Annotated in this window: 18 protein-coding genes; 6 read left to right on the top strand and 12 right to left on the bottom strand. The window is 72.1% G+C overall.

Translation table 11 applies throughout. The features are described 5' to 3' along the window. Positions 1–29: 29 nt before the first annotated feature. The 8 genes from Asera_RS12280 to rph form a co-directional block, all read right to left on the bottom strand. Positions 30–716: a hypothetical protein gene (locus Asera_RS12280; protein WP_030445817.1), complete on the bottom strand. Its 687-nt coding sequence runs from the start codon at positions 714–716 to the stop codon at positions 30–32. Next, on the bottom strand, positions 716–1,255 hold the full coding sequence (locus tag Asera_RS12275; RefSeq protein ID WP_051802119.1) for a DUF6286 domain-containing protein: 540 nt from the start codon (positions 1,253–1,255) through the stop codon (positions 716–718). Before Asera_RS12275 ends, Asera_RS12280 begins: the two co-directional genes overlap by 1 nt. After that, positions 1,255–1,587 (bottom strand): hypothetical protein, encoded by a 333-nt coding sequence (locus tag Asera_RS12270; protein ID WP_030445819.1) that lies wholly within the window; start codon positions 1,585–1,587, stop codon positions 1,255–1,257. The genes Asera_RS12275 and Asera_RS12270 overlap by 1 nt, the downstream gene beginning before the upstream one ends. Position 1,588: 1 nt before the next feature. After that, positions 1,589–2,092 (bottom strand): Asp23/Gls24 family envelope stress response protein, encoded by a 504-nt coding sequence (locus Asera_RS12265; protein ID WP_030445820.1) that lies wholly within the window; start codon positions 2,090–2,092, stop codon positions 1,589–1,591. Between the two features lie 40 nt (positions 2,093–2,132). Then, positions 2,133–2,324 carry a hypothetical protein gene (locus Asera_RS12260; protein ID WP_030445821.1) on the bottom strand — a complete coding sequence of 64 codons (192 nt, stop codon included), beginning with the start codon at positions 2,322–2,324 and terminating at the stop codon, positions 2,133–2,135. Between the two features lie 289 nt (positions 2,325–2,613). Beyond that, on the bottom strand, positions 2,614–3,498 hold the full coding sequence (locus Asera_RS12255; RefSeq protein ID WP_030445822.1) for a biotin--[acetyl-CoA-carboxylase] ligase: 885 nt from the start codon (positions 3,496–3,498) through the stop codon (positions 2,614–2,616). A gap of 50 nt (positions 3,499–3,548) precedes the next feature. After that, positions 3,549–5,045, bottom strand: coding sequence for a hypothetical protein (locus Asera_RS12250; protein WP_030445823.1), 1,497 nt, complete (start codon positions 5,043–5,045; stop codon positions 3,549–3,551). A 256-nt stretch (positions 5,046–5,301) separates the two neighbouring features. Continuing rightward, the gene (gene rph, locus Asera_RS12245) at positions 5,302–8,004 is read right to left on the bottom strand and encodes a rifamycin-inactivating phosphotransferase (protein ID WP_244843846.1); all 2,703 of its coding nucleotides are present in this window, start codon (positions 8,002–8,004) and stop codon (positions 5,302–5,304) included. A gap of 222 nt (positions 8,005–8,226) precedes the next feature. Between rph and Asera_RS12240 the strand changes: the two genes are divergently transcribed. From Asera_RS12240 to Asera_RS12230, 3 genes are all read left to right on the top strand, one after another. After that, positions 8,227–9,855, top strand: coding sequence for an acyl-CoA carboxylase subunit beta (locus Asera_RS12240; RefSeq protein WP_425305942.1), 1,629 nt, complete (start codon positions 8,227–8,229; stop codon positions 9,853–9,855). Between the two features lie 43 nt (positions 9,856–9,898). Further along, positions 9,899–10,090: an acyl-CoA carboxylase subunit epsilon gene (locus Asera_RS12235; RefSeq protein ID WP_030445826.1), complete on the top strand. Its 192-nt coding sequence runs from the start codon at positions 9,899–9,901 to the stop codon at positions 10,088–10,090. A 111-nt stretch (positions 10,091–10,201) separates the two neighbouring features. Next, the gene (locus Asera_RS12230; protein ID WP_030445827.1) at positions 10,202–11,170 is read left to right on the top strand and encodes a magnesium transporter CorA family protein; all 969 of its coding nucleotides are present in this window, start codon (positions 10,202–10,204) and stop codon (positions 11,168–11,170) included. 13 nt (positions 11,171–11,183) lie between these two features. On the opposite strand, the gene Asera_RS12225 is transcribed toward Asera_RS12230, so the two are convergent. From Asera_RS12225 to Asera_RS12215, 3 genes are read right to left on the bottom strand one after another with little or no spacing between them, the layout of a single operon-like run. Continuing rightward, a complete protein-coding gene (locus Asera_RS12225; protein ID WP_030445828.1) occupies positions 11,184–11,510 on the bottom strand; it encodes an SHOCT domain-containing protein in 327 nt (108 codons plus the stop codon). A 12-nt stretch (positions 11,511–11,522) separates the two neighbouring features. Further along, positions 11,523–11,948 (bottom strand): DUF6325 family protein, encoded by a 426-nt coding sequence (locus Asera_RS12220; RefSeq protein ID WP_030445829.1) that lies wholly within the window; start codon positions 11,946–11,948, stop codon positions 11,523–11,525. A 44-nt stretch (positions 11,949–11,992) separates the two neighbouring features. Beyond that, positions 11,993–12,511, bottom strand: a complete 519-nt coding sequence (locus Asera_RS12215) for a DUF7144 family membrane protein (RefSeq protein ID WP_157034770.1) — start codon at positions 12,509–12,511, stop codon at positions 11,993–11,995. 289 nt (positions 12,512–12,800) lie between these two features. Here Asera_RS12215 and Asera_RS12210 point away from each other — a divergent pair, with 289 nt between their 5' ends. From Asera_RS12210 to Asera_RS12200, 3 genes are all read left to right on the top strand, one after another. Next, positions 12,801–14,075, top strand: coding sequence for a hypothetical protein (locus Asera_RS12210; RefSeq protein ID WP_051802121.1), 1,275 nt, complete (start codon positions 12,801–12,803; stop codon positions 14,073–14,075). Between the two features lie 12 nt (positions 14,076–14,087). Then, positions 14,088–14,762, top strand: a complete 675-nt coding sequence (locus Asera_RS12205) for a hypothetical protein (RefSeq protein WP_030445832.1) — start codon at positions 14,088–14,090, stop codon at positions 14,760–14,762. A 238-nt stretch (positions 14,763–15,000) separates the two neighbouring features. Further along, positions 15,001–17,343, top strand: a complete 2,343-nt coding sequence (locus tag Asera_RS12200; protein WP_030445833.1) for an arylsulfatase — start codon at positions 15,001–15,003, stop codon at positions 17,341–17,343. Positions 17,344–17,465: 122 nt separating this feature from the next. Here Asera_RS12200 and Asera_RS12195 read toward each other — a convergent pair whose 3' ends face one another. Then, entirely contained in the window at positions 17,466–18,146 is a 681-nt protein-coding gene (locus tag Asera_RS12195; RefSeq protein WP_030445834.1) for a hypothetical protein, read from the bottom strand. Positions 18,147–18,248 lie beyond the last annotated feature (102 nt).

The raw sequence follows: 18,248 nt of genomic DNA, 5'->3' as shown, positions 1-18,248 counted from the left end.
GCCAGTACCGCCCCGCCGGCGTGACCCCGTCAGTGCACGCGGAGCTGGTCGCGGTCGGTGAGCTGCACGACGACGTCGACGTCGGTCGGCGCCAGTCCGGTCGTTGCGGTGAACCGGGCCAGGCTCTCGGACAGGTACGCCTGCACGTGCGACACGTCGACACCGGAGCGCAGCTCCAACCGGGCGTACACGCGGGGAGCGCCGGCGTCGCCGGCGAGCAGCACGTTGACCCTTCGTACCTTCGGATGGCGGGCCAGGTCCCGCTCGAACCCGTGCACCAGCGCAGCCGTGCGTACCCGGGTACGCCCCGGCCCGGTGCCCCGTTCGTCGTCGCCCCCGGCCGCCACGGCGCCCGCGCCGGCACCGTCATCCTCGGCAGGAGCAGCCACGGGATTGGCCGGACGGACGCCGCGGCTCGGCGGTGTCAGCGCCGGGTCGGTGAGCAGCAGGTCGGGCATCGGTCGGCCCCGCCCGGAACGGAACTGCCCGCGGACCAGCAGCACGCCCAGCACGGCGAGCAGCACGCCGACCGCCGCCGCGACGATCCACGCCCCGACGCCCCAGTCGTGCCAGCGGCCCCGTACCGAGTCCGGCAGCAGCCGGGTCGACGAGTCGACAGGCGGGATCAACCCGAACCCGGCGAACCCGACGGCGAGCCCGGCGATCAGCAGGACCGCGCCGACGATCGTGAACAGGATCCGGTTGCCGCGGTCCATCAGGCCACCCGCCGGGGCCGGCGCATCGACACCCGCAGCTTGACCGGCAGCGGTGCGGCGATCCGGTCCAGCTGGCCGGCCACCACCTCGCGTACCTGCGTCCGCGAGTCGGCGCGGCCGCGCGGGCTGACCGTCAGCCGCCACCGGGATCGCTTGCCGCGCAACCGTGCGGTGGTCTCGGTGACCCCGGCGACGGTGTCGACCGCGGCGCACAGCTCGCGTTCCACCGACCGTCGGTACACCGACCAGTGCACCGGTTCCACCCCGGTGCGGCGCCGGATCGCGAGCAGCCGCGGCGCCCACGGCCGTACCTGCAGGATCAACAGCAGCAGGCCGAGCGCGGCGACGGCCAGAGCGATGCTCCGCACGATCGGGTCGCCCAGGGTGGCGCGTTGCAGCGGGCCCAGCCAGGTGTCGAACCGGACCAGCCACGGCCGGCGGCCGGCCGCGGCCAGTACCGCCTCGGCGGCGAGCAGCAGGCCGCCGGCCAGCAGGGCCAGGCCCAGCACCACCGCCAGCAGCCGGTTGACCAGCCGCATCACGACGCCCCGGTGGCGAACGGGCCGGAGCGCAGCGCGCTGTCCTCCACGTCCTCGACGACGACCTCGACCCGACGCTCGTCGTGGGCGCCGGACAGTACCGCGCCGACCGCCTGCACCACTCCGGTGATCACCGGCTCCAGCGGGAACCGGTCGATCGCGACGTGCACCGACACCGCGGTGGTGCCCAGGCGGACCCCGGTCACGGTCCCACCGGGCACGTGCGTGACCGCCGGGATCAGCCCGCCGGCGACCAACCGGGCCACCCCCGGCGTCGATCCGGCCGCGGCGGCGACGGCGCGGGCCAGCCCGGCCCGGTCCGAACCGCGCACCTCACTGCACCCGCGACTGGCTGGGCTCGTTGTCGTCCTGGCCCTCGACGTAGATGTCGTCGACGTTGATGTTCACCTCGACCACCCGCAGCCCGGTCATCCCCTCGACCCGTTCGATCACGTTGCTGCGCACCGCCTCGGTCACCTCGACGATGCTCTGCCCGTACCAGGTGACCACGTCCAGGTCGACCGCGGTCTCCCGCTCGCCGACCTCCACGGACACGCCCTGCGCCGCGGCGTCGGTCTCGGTACTGCCCGGTACCAGCGAGCGCAGCTGCCCCATCCGGCGGGCGAACCCGGTGCCCATCGAGTAGACGCCGGGGATCTCCCGCGCGGCCAGGCCGGCGATCTTGCCCACCACCGCGTCCGCGATGCGGGTCTGGCCGTGCTCGGTTGTCAGCGCGGCGTGGCTGCGCGGCCCACCTGGCCCGGTAGGGCGTGCACCACCCGAACCGGCACCTTCGGTACCGTCCCGCTCCACCGCGGCAGACGAACTGCTCGTCATCACGGTCCCCTTCCTCGTATCTGCCGGACCCCGCCTGCCGTCAGCGCGGTCGTTTCGACGAGCCGAACCGGTCGGTCAGGTCACCCAGGCTGACGTCGCCCTCCAGCACCCGCACGATCACGTAGCCGACAAGCCCGGCAGCAACCCCGCCGACCGCGACGAGGAAGCCGACACTCGCCCACAGCCAGGCGATCAACAACCCGACCAGGAAGGCGTATTGCCGGTGGGACATCACTCCTCCTCGCCCCCGCGACCCTGCCGGGGCCGCGCCACGACAGGTTGCTTCCAGCCTGAGCCATGACCACTGGCAGCGCGGCCGAATGCGGCAATTGGCGGCGCCCCAGGCGGGGCAGCAACACGTCCGGGTGGGGCGGCATCCCGGAGCCGGCCGCCGCGCGCTGGCGACGCGGCGGACACCTTCGGAGTCGGTCGCAGGCTTCCGGGGCCGGGCGAAAGCCCGTCCGGCGACAGCTCACCGGGGACGACAGCGTGGCGGGCGACAGCTCGCCGGGGGCGGGTGCTCAGCAGGCGGGGCGGACGTGGGTGACGTCGCCGGCGGCGAGCGGGACCGGGCGACCGTCCGCCGGGGTGACGACCAGCCGGCCGTCGTCGTCGACGTCGATGGCCCGGCCGACCAGCGTGCCGCCGTCCGGCAGCTCGACCCGTACCTCGCTGCCGAGCGTGCCGCTGACCCGCCGGTACGCGGCGGCGAGGCCGCTGCCGACCGGATCACCGCCGGCCCCCCGGTACCGCCCGTACCAGTCGGCCAGGCCGCGCAGCAGCGCCCGCAGCAGCGGATCCCGGTCGGCACAGGTACCGCCGGCGAGGGCGAGCGACGTCGCGTCGGCGCGGGGCAGCTCGTCCGCGCGCAGCGTCACGTTCAGCCCGATGCCGAGCACCACCGCGGGGCCGGCGCCGTCGGGGTCGGGCACCATCTCGGCCAGGATGCCGGCGCACTTGCCCGTCGCCGGCTCCCCGGCCGGCCCGACGAGCAGGTCGTTCGGCCACTTCACCGCGGCGGACACCTCGGCCAGCCGGTGCACCGCGTCGCGCAGCGCGACCGCGGCGAGCAGGGTGAGCCACCCGTACCGGGCCGGGGGCACCGGGCGGTGGCCGTCCGGATCGGTACGGCCGGGCCGCAGCAGCACGCTGACGTGCAGCCCGGCCCGCGGCGGCGAGATCCAGGTACGCCCCAGCCGGCCCTTCCCGGCGACCTGCTGCTCGGCGAGCAGGACCAGCCCCTCGGCGGCACCGTCGGCCGCGGCGGCGGCCACATCGGTGTTGGTCGAGCCGGTGCTGGAGACCACCCGTACCTCGGTCCACAGCTCGCCGGGGCGCACCAGCGCCCGCGCCAGCGACGCCGCCGACAGCGGCGGCCGGCCCAGATCCGAGTACGGCGAACTCATCCGCCCAGGCTACGACCCGCCGTACGGCTCGCTCCCGCCAGCCGCCCGTCTCAGCTGCCGTACGGCGGTACCGCCGGGTGCTGCAGCCCGGCCAGGATCGCGTCGAGCTCGAACCACTCGTCGCTGTCGAGGTCCAGCCGGCGCCGCAGGTCGGTCAGCCGTCCCAGCAGGTGCGGCGGGACGGGCGAGAACGGCTCCCACCGGTCGAGCACCTTGCCGGCCGCCCGAACCGCCCAGTACCGGTTGAATGCCACCGACTCGGCCGTCAGCGCGGCGATCACCGGGCCGAGCAGCTCGGCGTCCGGCCTGCCGTACACCGCGGCGTAGCCGGCGAGCCGCCAGCCCGGATCCGCCGACCCCATCGCGGCCGCCGGGTCGAAGGACGGGTCGGCTGCGGTTTCGACGATCAGCCGGCCGCACAGCTCGGTCAGCATCGACGTACGGCGCGGCCCGCTCGGCCGGTCACGGCGGATCCGGTCGTACTCGGCGACGAGGGCGGCGACCGGCGACGCCGGCCACGACCCCGCCACGGCCGGCCCGGACACCGTTGGCCGTGGCATCGCCGGTCCGGACGCGGCCGGCCCTGGGGTCACTGGCCCCGGCGGCACCCGACGTCTCGGCTGGTCGACCGGATCGGGAGACGGCGACACCGGGACGGCACCGTCGGTACCGGGCTCGCCCTCGCCGGACTCGACGAGTTCGGTACGGTCGTCGACCTCCTCGTCGGCTTCGACGGCGTCGTTCCCGTCGGCCGACGTCTGGTCGCCGGCGGCAGCGGCGAGGTCCGGGTACCAGCTGGATTGGCGGGGGCCCCCGGTGCCGGCGTCGGCCGCCGGTCCGCTGGTGGGCGCCGACCCGATCGTCTCGGAGCCCCACGGCAACGGCGGTTCCGGGGTCGCCGCACCCCACGGCCCGTGCGATGGCCAGGTCGTCGTCGGGTCGCCGATGTCCGGCCGGGTGCGTGGGCGCTCGGCGATCGGTGTCGCTTCGGACGCCGCGGGGACGCCGGACTCGTTCGGGAGCGCCGACGGGCGGCTGTCGGTACCGCAGTCGCCGCAGAACCGGCCGGTCAACCGGCGACCGCAGCCGACGCAGAAGGCGTGACCGGGCACCCCGGCGGCTCCGCCGGCCCCGGCGAGTCCGACGGTGCCGGCGAGCCCGGCGGTGCCGTCGGCCGCGACCGCGCCGCCGAGCCCGTCGACCGCGACCGGCGCGAACGGGGCGGGCGCTCCCGGCGCGTGGTGGCGGACCGACCGGGTCGCATGGGCGGTGGCGGCACCGATCGCGGCCTCGGCGGTGAGCTCGTTGCGTTCGACGCGTTGCTCCAGCCGGCGGAACTGGACCTTCACGCCGCCGGGCAGCTCGGCCGAGTCGAGCACCAGGCCGAGCCCGGGCAGCGCGACGAGAACCAGCAGCACCAGCGTGATCGCATCGACCCGGGCCGGCCACCGCAGGTGAATCACGAGCAACGCCGCGGCGATTCCGGACAGGCCGATGAGCATCACCCAGCCGAACCGCCGCCGTGCGCCACCCGTCTTACCGGCCACCTCGCCACCTTCCGGTCCGAATCAGGCCAGCGTACCCAGCTGGTTCGAGCCGCCCGGCCGCCATCCGCCGCTCGATCCGCGCCGCCCGCCGCTCGATCCGCGCGCCGCCCCCGCCGGCACTCACTGACCTGCGCGCGACCCGTGCCGGCACCCGACCGGCACGCGAGCCGCGCCGCCACTCGACCTGCGCGGGATTCGCCACCGATCGGGCCCGCGCCGGGCGAGTCGCCGCCGACGCATGCCCGGATCGCCGGTGTCAGTCGAGCAGTTCGACGTAGCCGTCGGTGCCGTGGACCCGGATTCGCTGGCCGTCGCGGATCAGGCGGGTCGCGTTCTGCACCCCGACGACCGCCGGCAGGCCGTACTCGCGGGCGATCACGGCGCCGTGCGTCATCAGGCCACCGACCTCGGTCACCAGGCCGCCGCTCCCGACGAACACCGGAACCCAGCTGGGGTCGGTGAACGTGGTGACGAGGATGTCGCCGGGGTCGAGGTCGGCCTGCGCCATGTCGAGCACCACCCGGGCCCGCCCCTCGACGGTGCCGGTGGAGACCGCGATCCCGGCGAGCGCGCCGGCCGGCAGGTCGTCGCGCTGGTAGGTCCCGGTGACGGCCTCGCCGTCGGAGGTGAGCACGCGCGGCGGCGTGAGCGCCTGGTACGCGACGAAGTCCGCCTTGCGTTGCCGGATCAGTTCGGGATCGACCCACCGGATGCGGACGGCGTCCTGGAACTCGGCCACGGTGAGGAAGTGGACGTCGGTGGCCTCGTCCAGTACGTCGGCCTCGACCAGGTACTGGGCCTCGCGCATCATGGCCTGCTTGTACAGCAGGTACCGGCTGACCATCGCGTACTTGGGGTACTCCCGGTAACCGGCGAAGGTGCGCACCCGGTCGATCATCCGTTTGGTCTCGGCGGCCTTCTCGGCGCCGTCCGGCAGCGCGCGCAGCCGCGCCAGTACGTCCCGCTCGAACTCCCTGGCCTCCCGCTCCCCCTGCTCGAACCGTTGCTCGCCGGCGCCCCACTGGAAACGCTTGACGTTGCCGAGGATCGCGGCCAGCAGCATGCTGGGCCGTTCGATCCAGCGCGGCCGGGTGATGTCGATTTCGCCGGGGCAGCGCATCCCGTACCAGTTGAGGAAACGGCGGATCTCGTTGCGCGCCTCGCGGCCGCCGGGCAGGTTCACCAGTTCCGCCACGAAGTCGTCGTTCTCGACCTCTTCCAGGAACGCCACCACCTCCGGGTGGCCGCGGACCGCGTCGGCGACGTTGAGCAGCGCCAGCCCCATCTCGGCGGTCACGTTGTGGGGTGCCGACTGGCTGAGCGTGTCCGCCGCGTTCGTGACGCCGAGCCATTCGGCCAGGTGGTCGTTGAGCCACCAGGCGGCGTCCATCCCGGCCATGATCACCTGATGGCTGCGCGGGCCGAACAGCGTCTGCTTCAGCCCGTTCGTCAGGTCCGCCCGGATGAAGTCGAACAGCGCCGCCCCGCGCTGGGCGCCGATGTCGCGCTGCAACGCCTCGATCGACTCTTCGCTGCGGGCGACGAGCTCAGCCACGATCGCCGGGTCGGTGGGCAGCGGCTCCGGCCCGGCCGGTACCGGCGCCGCCGTGCCCCGCGCGGCCGCGGCCCCGGGCTGTGCCCCGTCCTCCCGCCGCGCCGTGGTACCCGGCTCGACGGCCGGTTGCGGTGCGGCGCCGGGCTTCGCGCCCTGGCTCGGCGGCCCGGCGGGGAGCGGTGCGGCGAGGTCGCCGCGGTCCAGGATCGTCCGCAGCGCGGCGCCGGTCAGCGGGTCGTTCCGGCTCACCATCGCCAGCCAGCCACCGGGCGGCGCCGCGAGCAGCTTCGTGGCGTCGACGAACAGCCGGCCGCCGGCCTCGTGCATCGGCCCGGCCGCCGTCAGCTGCCACATCGAGATGCCCAGCGGCTTCCAGGCGTCGGTCATCATCTGCTGGTGGCCGACGGACAGGAAGACGTGGTACTCACCGTCGTCGGCCACCGCGGGCACGGGGTACAGGGTGGTGATGGGCCGGCTCTGCACGATCCGGAAGTCACCCCCGGCCGAGTCGGGATCGTCGGTCAGGCACCATTCGATGTCCTGCGGCCGCCCGAAGTGCGCTTCGATCCGGCGCCCCAGTTCCGCCAGGCGCAGGATCTGCTCGTCGGTCAGCACCGGCTTGCGCTGCCGGCTCGGCTCGACCGGCCGCTGCTCGGTGCCGCCGGCCGCGGCGGCGTGCAGCGCGTGCCGCTTCACCGCCACGGTCCGGTCGAGCACCGAACCGTCGCGGACCGTGTAGGAGTCCGCGTTCGCCTGACCGGACACCAGCTCCTCACCGAGCCCGAGGACGGCCTCGATGGCGGTCACCTTCCGGTTGCCGGTGACCGGGTCGGCCGTGAACAGCACCCCGGCCGCCGCCGGGACGACCATCCGCTGCACGACGACCGCCATCCGTACCGCACGGTGCCCGAAGCCGTTTCGTAGCCGGTAGGTCACCGCCCGCTCGGTGAACAGCGACGCCCAGCACCGGGCGACGTGCCGGCACACGTCCGGGCCGGGCACGTTGAGGTAGCTGTCCTGCTGGCCGGCGAACGACGCGGTCGGCAGGTCCTCCGCGGTCGCGCTGGACCGTACGGCATAGCTCCCCCGCGCGCCGAGCCGGTCGAGCTGCGCGTCGATCGCGCCCGCCAGCTCGGCCGGGACGCCGAGTCGTTCCACCGCTTGCCGGATCTCCGCGCTGAGCGCGCGAACGCCGTCCCGGTCGTCCGGTTCCAGCCCGACCAACCGCTTGATGCGGGCCTCGACCGACGGGTCCGCCGACAGCACCCGGTCGAAGGCGTCGGTCGTCACGCAGAATCCGTCCGGTACGCGTACCCCGTCGATCCGGGTCAGTTCCCCCAGGTTGGCACCCTTGCCGCCGGCGACCGTCAGGTGCGTCCGGTCGATGTCGTGAAGGCTCGACACGTAAGCCAATTCCGCCCGCTCCTCAGTGTGTTGCAGCACGTGGCGGCCGATTATGACGGAGAAATCGCCTCCTCATGAGCGGCTTCGATCGTGTATAAAATGAGAGTGGGACGAGGGGCGCACCGGATTCGGACGCTCCACCTTTTTTCCCCGGGCAATTCACCCCGCTGCTGTGAGCGGCCCCTCTACTGCCCTTCCGGTCCCCCGCTTAGGCTCGCAGATGTGAGTGCAGACGTGAACGAACCGGGGCCGGACATCCACACCACGGCGGGCAAGCTCGCCGACCTGGCCCGCCGTACCGAGGAGGCGGTGCACGCGGGTTCGGCGCGAGCGGTGGAGAAGCAGCACGCGAAGGGCAAGAAGACCGCCCGGGAGCGGATCGACATGCTGCTGGACCCGGGCTCGTTCACCGAACTGGACGAGCTGGCGCGGCACCGTTCGGTCAACTTCGGCATCGCCGCGAACCGGCCGTACGGGGACGGTGTCGTCACCGGCTACGGTACGGTCGACGGCCGCCCGGTCGCGGTGTTCAGCCAGGACTTCACCGTGTTCGGCGGCTCCCTCGGCGAGGTGTACGGCGAGAAGATCTGCAAGGTGATGGACCTGGCGATGAAGACCGGGTGTCCGGTCGTCGGCATCAACGACGGCGGCGGCGCCCGGATCCAGGAGGGCGTGGTCGCGCTCGGCCTGTTCGCGGAGATCTTCCGGCGCAACGTGCAGGCGTCCGGGGTGGTACCGCAGATCTCGCTGATCCTGGGACCCGCCGCGGGCGGCGCCGTCTACTCCCCCGCGATCACCGACTTCACCGTGATGGTGGAGGCGACCTCGCACATGTTCATCACCGGCCCGGACGTGATCAAGACGGTGACCGGCGAGGACATCGGGTTCGAGGAGCTGGGCGGGGCGCGCACGCACAACACGAGGTCGGGCAACGCGCACTACCTGGCGTCGGACGAGCAGGACGCGATCGACTACGTCAAGCAGCTGCTGTCGTACCTGCCGGGCAACAACCTGGACGAGCCGCCGGTCGACGCGATCTCCTCCACGGAGGCGGTCGGAACGCGGGCGTATTCCGACGTCGTCGACGAGCCCACCGAGGCCGACGCCGAGCTGGACACGCTGATCCCGGACTCCGACAACCAGCCGTACGACATGCACACGGTGATCGAGCATGTGCTCGACGACGGCGAGTTCTGCGAGGTGCAGGAGCTGTACGCGCAGAACATCGTGTGCGGCTTCGGCCGGGTCGATGGGCACCCGGTCGGCGTGGTCGCGAACCAGCCGATGCAGTTCGCCGGCTGCCTGGACATCGGCGCCTCGGAGAAGGCGGCCCGGTTCGTACGCACCTGCGACGCGTTCAACGTGCCGATCCTGACGTTCGTCGACGTGCCCGGCTTCCTGCCCGGTACCGACCAGGAGTGGAACGGCATCATCCGGCGCGGCGCCAAGCTGATCTACGCGTACGCGGAGGCCACGGTGCCGCTGATCACCGTGATCACGCGCAAGGCGTACGGCGGGGCGTACGACGTGATGGGGTCCAAGCACCTGGGCGCCGACCTCAACTTCGCCTGGCCGACCGCGCAGATCGCGGTGATGGGCGCGCAGGGCGCGGTGAACATCCTGCACCGGCGCACGCTGGCGGCGGCCGACGACCCGGACGCCAAACGCGCCGAGCTGATCACCGAGTACGAGGACACCCTGTGCAACCCGTACGAGGCGGCCGAGCGCGGCTACGTGGACGCGGTGATCCAGCCGTCCCGGACCCGGGTGGCGATCTCCCGCGGCCTCGCGATGCTGCGCGGCAAGCGGGCGACCAACCCGCCCCGCAAGCACGGCAACATCCCGCTGTAGCTTGCCCGCCAACGGATCTGGAGTGTCCATCGTGGAGGAACCGATGCTGCGGGTGGTCCGCGGTGAGCCGACCGCCGAGGAACTCGCCGCGCTCGTCACCGCCATCGCGTCGGTACGCGCCGGCGCCCCCGCCGCGGCGCCGGCGCCCCCGCCGCTGTGGCGCGACCCGGCCGCCCGGCTCGGGATGACCCGGCGCGGCCCGCTCGCCTGGCCCACGAGCGCCCGCCCGCGCTGAGCCGCCGACCCGAACCCGCGATCGCGCGCGTTCGCCCGTACCGAGGCGCCGGCGCGGGCTGGTCGCCGGCGCAGCGCCGCGCCCCGGGCGGGCGGTTCGTACGCTGGCGGCATGACGCACACCCGGGTGTACCGCGACGGTCGCGTGTTGCACGACGATCTGCCGGTGGACGAGGCGGCGCGACTGATCGGCCGCCGGCGTACCACCGTGTGGATCGACCTGACGCCGGACGACGAACCGGCGCTGCGGGCTCTCGCCGCGCAGCTCGACCTGCACTCCGTCGCGGTCCGCGACGCGCTGTCGGCGCATCCGGCGCACACCTTCGCCCGGTATGGATCGCACGACTTCCTGTCCGCCCGGGCGGCCCGGTTCGATCCGGAGCTGGGCCGGCTGGGCATCGAGGTCGTGTCGGTCTTCCTCACCCCGAACGCCGTGGTCACCGTGCGCCGGCCCGGCATCCTGACCGCCGCGCAGCTTCGCGACGAGTGGGACCAGGAGCCGGCACTCGCGGGCCACGGCGCGGGCTTCCTGCTGTACGGGCTGCTGGAGGTCATGTCGCGCACCACCGAGGACGCGGTCCGGGCGCTGGACGAGGCGCTGGACGATCTGGCCGACCAGATCTTCGAGCGCAGCACGTCCGACGAGGTACAGCGGCAGTCGCTGGCACTGCGGCGCTGCCTGGCGTCGCTGCGCCGGGCGATCTTCCCGTTCGACGAGGCGCTGGACGGGCTGGGCGGCGAGGCCCGGCCGCTCTTCGACGTGGCGATGGAGCCGTACCTGCACAGCGTGCACCAACGGGTGCGGCGGATGTCGGACTGGACCGACAGCCTGCGCGAGCTGACCGCCTCGATCGCTCAGACCACCATGTCCCTGCACGACAGCCGGATGACGGTGATCAGCAAGAGGGTCAGCGGCTGGGCCGCGCTGATCGCCGTCCCCGCCGTGGTGACCGGCTTCTTCGGCATCAACGTGCCCTACCCGGGCATCGACCGCGAGTGGGGTTTCGTGCTGTGCTGCGCGATCCTCGTCGGCAGCTTCGTCGCCCTCTACGCCACCTTCAAGCACAAGGACTGGCTGTGACCCGGCTCGCCGCTCAGGACGCGAGGAGTTTCGCCTTGGCGGCGGCGAACTCCTGGTCGTCGAGCAGGCCCTGCTGTCTCAGGTCGGCGAGCCGTTGCAACTGGGCCATCAGATCACCCTGCTGCGCCGGCGGCTGTTGCTGCGCCGGCTGCGCGGCCGGCTGTTGCTGCTGGGCCGCGGCCTGCTCGTAGGCCGCGGCCTCGGCACGATCCTGTGCCCGGTTGTCCAGCGACCGGTTGACCCCACGTGACACCGCGGTGGCGGTGCCGGCGACGACGGCGGTACGGGCGACCGCACCGAGCAGGCCGGGCCCGCGGCGCAGTCCTGGACGCATGAACATCTCGACCCCTTCTCAGCTCGCGGCGCGCTCGGCGAGGACCTGGTCCACCACCGGGGCGGGGATCCGTTCGGTGAACACGACCCGGCCACCGGCCGCGGCCATTGCGCCGGCGAGACCGGACAGCCACAGGTGTTCCAGCAGCACGACCAGCGCGCTGGTACCGGGCTGCACCCGGGTGGCGATGTCGGCGGCGTCCTCGTCCGCGATCAGCCCCTCGATGGTGCCGACGACGTCCGCGTACGGCCGGGTCGTCTCGGGCCCCAGGTCGGCGAACTCCTGCACCGTCACGGTGCCGGCCTCGTCGCGGCGGATCACCATGGCGTCGACGACCCGGACCAGTCCCGAGGCGACGACCTCGCGCAGTTCTCTGGCGAGCTGTTGATCGATCGTGGTGGTCGGAAACTCGACGACCACGAACTCCATCGGGCCACGGCCCATCGCTGGTCTCCTTCCCCCCGGCTGCAGCGTGTGCGGCGCCGGGGTCAGCCGCGGGTGACCGGGGGTTCCTGCCGGGTCGATTGCTCGGCTCCGGCCGGCCGGGGCGTCTTGACGTCGGAGCGACCCGACTGCGTCCGGCCGGTCGCGGCCGGTGGCATTTCGCCGTCCCGGGCGGCCGAGGTCGCGCCGAGCATGGTGGCGAGCGACCAGATGACGAACACGTCCACCGCGATCACGACGATCGCCCAGAGCGGGTAGTACGGCAGGAAGAAGAAGTTGTTGATCGCGGACAGCGCCGCGAGCACCAGTCCGGTCACCGCCGCCCAGGTACGGCCGGACATCAGCGCCACGCCGGTGATCACCAGCAGCGCGCCGAGAGCGAGGTGTATCCAGCCCCACGCGGTCGTGTCGAGGTTGAACGTGTAGTTACGGACCGTGACGAAGAACTGGTTTCGGAAGATCGCGGTGATACCGGCGATGATCTCGAAGACGCCAACCATGATCAGCATCGTCGCGGCGAACATCGCACCGGTCAGCGCCGCGAATCCAGTCTGGCGAGCCATGATTCCCCCTCCCGCGAGATTGCCCTGACGGTACGTCCTGCACCCGTGGCCAGGGGTGATATCCGGCCGGCGGCCAGCCGATAGGGGCCGCCGGCGAGGCTCGGTCGGTTCCCTTCCGGCCGCTGGTTCACGCCGCGGGGCCGGACGTGTCCGGCGGCGGGCGCGGCGTCGACCGCACGTGGCAAATTGCCCGAAACCACGTTGGGCAACCAAGTCGGAACCGTACGCTCAAGTCTGCTCGGGCGGCTGTGGGGTCCGGTCGCCGCCCGGCGTCGGGAGGGTGGCGGACATGGCCGGAGCGCAACCGCACGCGACCACCGGTACGGCGCGGACGATGGGCCGCGGTACCCGGGCCGGGCGGTGGGTCGGCGCGGTCGCGCTGATGACCGTCGCCACGCTGCTCGCGATGGTCTCGGTGCTCGCGGTGTTCGCCCGCAACCAGGTGCTCGACACCGACCGGTTCGTCGCCACCATGTCGCCGCTGGCCCGCGATCCCGCGGTGCAGGACGCGATCGCGCGCCGGTTGACCACCGAGGTGACCGAGCGGGTCGACCTGGACCGCCTCGCCCGTGAGGCATCGGCCTGGTTGCGCGAGCAGGGCGCGCCGCCCGCGGTCAACTCGCTGGTCGGCCCGGCCGTCAGCGGTGCCGAGTCGTTCGTCTCCCGGCAGATCACCGCGATCGTGCACAGCGACGCGTTCGCCCAGGCCTGGGACGCGGCCATCCGGGCCGCGCACAAGAACCTCGACGCGGTACTGACCGGCCACGGCTCCACCGCGATCAAGAGCGAGGGCACCACCGTGTCGGTCGACCTGGGTGCGCTGATCGCCACGGTCAAGAAACGGCTGGAGGCGCGGGGGTTCGGGCTGGCCAGCAAGATCCCGGCGGTGAACGTCGAGTTCGTGCTGTTCTCCTCGGCGCAGCTGCCGAAGCTGCGCACCTACGTGACGCTGCTGAACACGGTGGCGACCTGGCTGCCGTGGGTCTGCCTGGTACTGCTCGCGATCGCCGTCGCGGTGGCCCCGGCGCACCGCCGCGGGCTGCTCGTGGTCGGCGTGTTCCTCGCGGTCGGCGCGCTGCTGCTGCTGGCCGCCATGGCGGTGCTGCGCGCGTACTACCTGAACAACCTGCCGCCGCAGGTGCATTCGCCCACCGCGGTCGAGCACATCCTCGATCAGGTGCTCGGCCGCCCCCACCAGGCGTACCGGGTGATCGCGGTGCTCGGCGCGCTGCTCGCGATCGTCTGCTGGCTCGCCGGGCCGGCCCGGCCCGCGGTCGTGCTGCGGCGCGCCACCGGCCGCGGCCTGGACGCCACCGGTGCCGCGCTGGCCGGTACCGGCCTGCCACTCGGACCGGTGCCGCGGGTGCTGCGCCGGTACCACGTGGCCATCGACATCGCCGCCCTCGTGCTGGCACTGCTCGGTTTCGTGTTCACCGGCGCCGGGGTGAACAGCGCGATCGGCTTCGGCCTCGGCCTGCTTGCGCTGATACTGGTGGTGGAGATCCTCGCCCGCGCCACCGCACCGGCCGCGCCGGCCCCGGTGCCGACCCCCGACGCGGTGTGAGGCGGCGACCGGATGCCGGACGACGCCCGACACTCCCGGTTCGATCTGGTCGTGGCGCTGTTCATGGCGCTGGCCGCGGTCGGTACCGCGTGGGCCGGGTTCGAGAGCGCCAAGTGGAGCGGCGTGCAGGCCAACTCGTACGCCTCGGCCGGCGCGGACCGGGCCGAGGCGAGCCGGGCGCAGACGCTCGCCAGCCAGCAACGCACCATCGACGTCGTGTCGTTCACCGCGTGGCTCAACGCGCTGAACGCGGAGATCGTCGCCGATCCGTCGGTCCGGCCGCACGGCAGCTACACGCCGAACGCCAACGCGGTCTCCGGCTTCCTGTTCGAACGCTTCCGGCCGGAGTTCAAGCCGGCCGTGCGGGCCTGGCTCGACACGCATCCGCTGGTGAACCCGGACGCCCCGGCGACTCCGTTCGACCTGCCGCAGTACCGCCTGGCCGCCGACCAGCGCTCGCAGCAGCTGGTCGAGCGGGCGGAGAAACTGGCCACCCGGGCGCGCACCGCGAACCAGCGATCGGACAACTACGTGCTCACGGCTGTCGTCTTCGCCACCGTCCTGTTCTTCTCCGGCATGGCCACCAAGGCCAGCGGGAGGCGCGTCCAGCTGTTCTTCACCACGTTGGCCGGGATCGCCCTGGTCGGCTGCATCATCACGCTCGCGCTGTTCCCCGTCCAGATCTGACCGGAAGCACCGGCGCTCCACAGTGGACCTTCTGGTCGGCGTCGGGCCGAGACCGGTGGCTGGTTCGGAGTTCCGCTCCGGCGCGAACGCTCGCTCCACTAAAGTCGACGGATACGTGGCACGACTGCGACGGACGGCCTTCGGTTGTGCGCCAACGCCTGTGCCCGCCGGGAGATCTGCGCGGAGCAGTCCTGCGACGAAGCCGCGTTCCGGCGGAGTCTCGTCCCGGGGAGGGCGAATGACCAAGCAGTTCAGTGGTGTGATCAACGTCGACATCCGGGATTCCGAGCCGGACTGGGAGCCGTACCGCCAACCGGTCGCCCCGAAGGGCGCGCCGAACGTCCTCTACATCGTCCTCGACGACGTGGGGTTCTCGGCAGCGCAGCCGTGGGGCGGCCTCATCGACACGCCCAACATCAACCGGTTGGCCCGCTCCGGGCTGACCTACACCAACTGGCACACGACCGCGTTGTGCTCACCGACCCGGTCCAGCCTGCTGACCGGGCGCAATCACACGACGAACGGCATGGCCTGCATCGCCGAGGCCACGAGCGGCTTCCCCAACGGCAACGGGCACATACCGTTCGAATGCGCCACGGTCGCCGAGGTGCTCGGCGAGATGGGCTGGAACACGTACATGCTCGGCAAGTGGCATCTGTGCTCGTCGGACGAGATGAACCTGGCGTCCTCGAAGCGGAACTGGCCGATCGGTCGCGGTTTCGAGCGCTACTACGGCTTCCTCGGCGGCGAGACCAACCAGTGGTACCCGGACCTGGTGTACGACAACCACCCGGTGCCGCAGCCGTCGACGCCGGCGGAGGGCTACCACCTCACGACCGACCTCACCGACAAGGCGATCGAGTTCGTCAAGGACGCCAAGGTGATAGCGCCGGAGAAGCCGTTCTTCATGTACTTCTGTCCCGGCGCCACGCACGCTCCGCACCACGCACCGGCCGAATGGATCGAGAAGTACGCGGGCAAGTTCGACATGGGGTACGAGCGGTACCGGGAACTGGTGTTGGAGCGGCAGAAGGAGCTCGGCGTGCTGCCGGCCGACGCCGAACTGACGCCGATCAACCCGTACGTCGAGGAGACCAGCGTCGACGGAACGAAGTGGCCGGAGCTGGACGTGGTGCGGCCGTGGGACTCCCTGTCGGCCGACGAGCAGCGGCTGTTCTGCCGGATGGCCGAGGTGTACGCGGGTTTCCTGTCGCACACCGACCACGAGATCGGCCGGCTGCTGGACTTCCTGGAGTCCTCCGGCGAGTTGGACAACACGCTCGTGGTGTTCGTGTCCGACAACGGCGCCAGCGGCGAGGGTGGCCCGAACGGATCGGTGAACGAGAACAAGTTCTTCAACTCGATCCCGGACGACATGGCCGAGAACCTGCGCTACCTCGACCAGATCGGTTCGCCGGCGACGTACAACCACTACCCGTCGGGCTGGGCGTGGGCGTTCAACACGCCGTTCAAGCTGTGGAAGCGCTACAACTTCGAGGGCGGCGTGGCCGATCCGCTGATCATCTCCTGGCCGCGCGGCATCAAGGCGCGCGGCGAGCTGCGCAACCAGTACTGCCATGCCACCGACATCGTCTCGACGGTCTACGACTGCCTCGGCGTCGACCTGCCCGAACAGGTCAAGGGGTTCCAGCAGGTCCCGCTGGAGGGCGTCAGCCTGCGCTCGACGTTCGAGGACGCCGACGCGCCGACGCCCAAGCAGACGGCGTTCTTCTCGATGCTCGGCTCCCGGGCGATCTGGCACCGCGGGTGGAAGGCGGTCTCGGTGCACCCGACGCTGTCGGGCTGGCGCAACTTCGAACACGACCGCTGGGAGCTGTACCACACCGACGAGGACCCCACCGAGATGCACGATCTGGCGGCCGAGCATCCGACGAAGCTGCGCGAGATGATCAACATCTGGTTCCACGAGGCCGGCAAGTACCACGGCCTGCCGCTGGACGACCGCACCGCCGTCGAGGTTCTCGCCGACCCGACCCGGCCGCAGATGTCCCCGCCCCGGCCCCGGTACGTGTACTACCCGGACGCGGCCGAGGTACCCGAGTCGGCGGCGGTGAACATCCGCAACCGCAGCTACCAGATCGCCGTGTCGGTCGACGTCGACTCGCCGGACGCCAACGGGGTGTTGTTCTCGCACGGTGCCCGGTTCGGCGGGCACAGCCTCTACGTCAAGGACCGCCGGCTGAAGTACGCGTACAACTTCGTCGGCAGCAACCTGCAGGTCGTCGAGTCCGACACCGACCTACCCACCGGCGAGGTGGTGCTCGCGGCGGTGTTCGAACGCGAGGGCGAGGCGATGCCGGCCACCGGCACGCTCACGCTCTACGTCAACGACCGCAAGGTCGGCGAGGGCCGGATCACCACCCAGCCCGGCAACTTCTCGCTGGTCGGCGAGGGGCTCAACGTCGGCAGCGACCCGGCCGAGCCGGTCACCGATGACTACCCGGGCGTCTCGCCGTACGAGTTCGTCGGCGGCACCATCCACCAGGCCGTTGTCGACGTGTCCGGGGAGCCCTACGTCGATCTGGAGAAGGAAGCGGTCGCGATCGCCCGCCGCGAGTAGCCCGGCGGCACGGTTCTCGGCCTCGACGGGTTCCGTCGAGGCCGAGACCGTCTGCAGCCGGTTGGGCGCCGCGGCCCAGCTTCCCCCGCGACGTCACCGCGGGGGAAGCGAGCGGGTGGCGCTCAGCGGTGGCGCCGCATCCGGATCCGCAGGGCGATACCACCGGCCACCAGGGCCCCGGCGATCGCGGCCAGCACGCCCAGCGGCGTACCGGTGACCGGCAGCGTCGGGCCGGCCGAGCCGGAACCACTGGGTTGCGGCGACACCGGCGCGGCCGACGTCGGGCTCGCCGAACCGGACGGGCTCACCGGCGTCGACGGGCTCACCGAATTCGACGGGCTGACCGGCGTTGACGGGCTCACCGAATCCGACGGGCTGACCGACGGCGACGGGCTGGCACACTCGACCCAGAACACCTTGTGCTTGGCGGCGCCGTGCTGGCCCTCCCAGGTCCAGAACAGCTTGTAGTGCCCGTTCGGCAGGGTCATGTCCGCCGTATGGCCGTTACCGTTCGCATCGAGCGTGATCGTGCCTGCCTTGACCTGTGCGGTTCCGGTCGGCGGCTGCTGGTTGATGTGCCAGCTGACCTCCTGCAACCCGTCGAAGCCGAATGCGTCCAGGTAGAACACGCACACCTTCGGCTCGTCACTCGGGTCCTCGACCGGGGTACCGGAGTTGTGGATCTTCACGTCGCCGTTGTCGCCCGGTGCGGCGAGCGCCGCGCCGGGCGCACCGAGTCCGGCACCGATCAGCGATGCCGCCAACACCACCGTCGCCCAGCGCGACGCCGTACGTGCTCTCATCGAATCCCCCCATGTGCTCCTGTCGATGGTGGCCGGCGACCGCACGGCCACCTTGGCTGTCCCGACGTAACGACCGGCGTCGATCCGTCCGGACCTGGTGCT

It is taken from the genome of Actinocatenispora sera (assembly GCF_018324685.1).
In the GTDB taxonomy this organism is placed as follows: Bacteria; Actinomycetota; Actinomycetes; order Mycobacteriales; family Micromonosporaceae; genus Actinocatenispora; species Actinocatenispora sera.
This window is presented reverse-complemented; position numbering and strand designations above follow the sequence as displayed.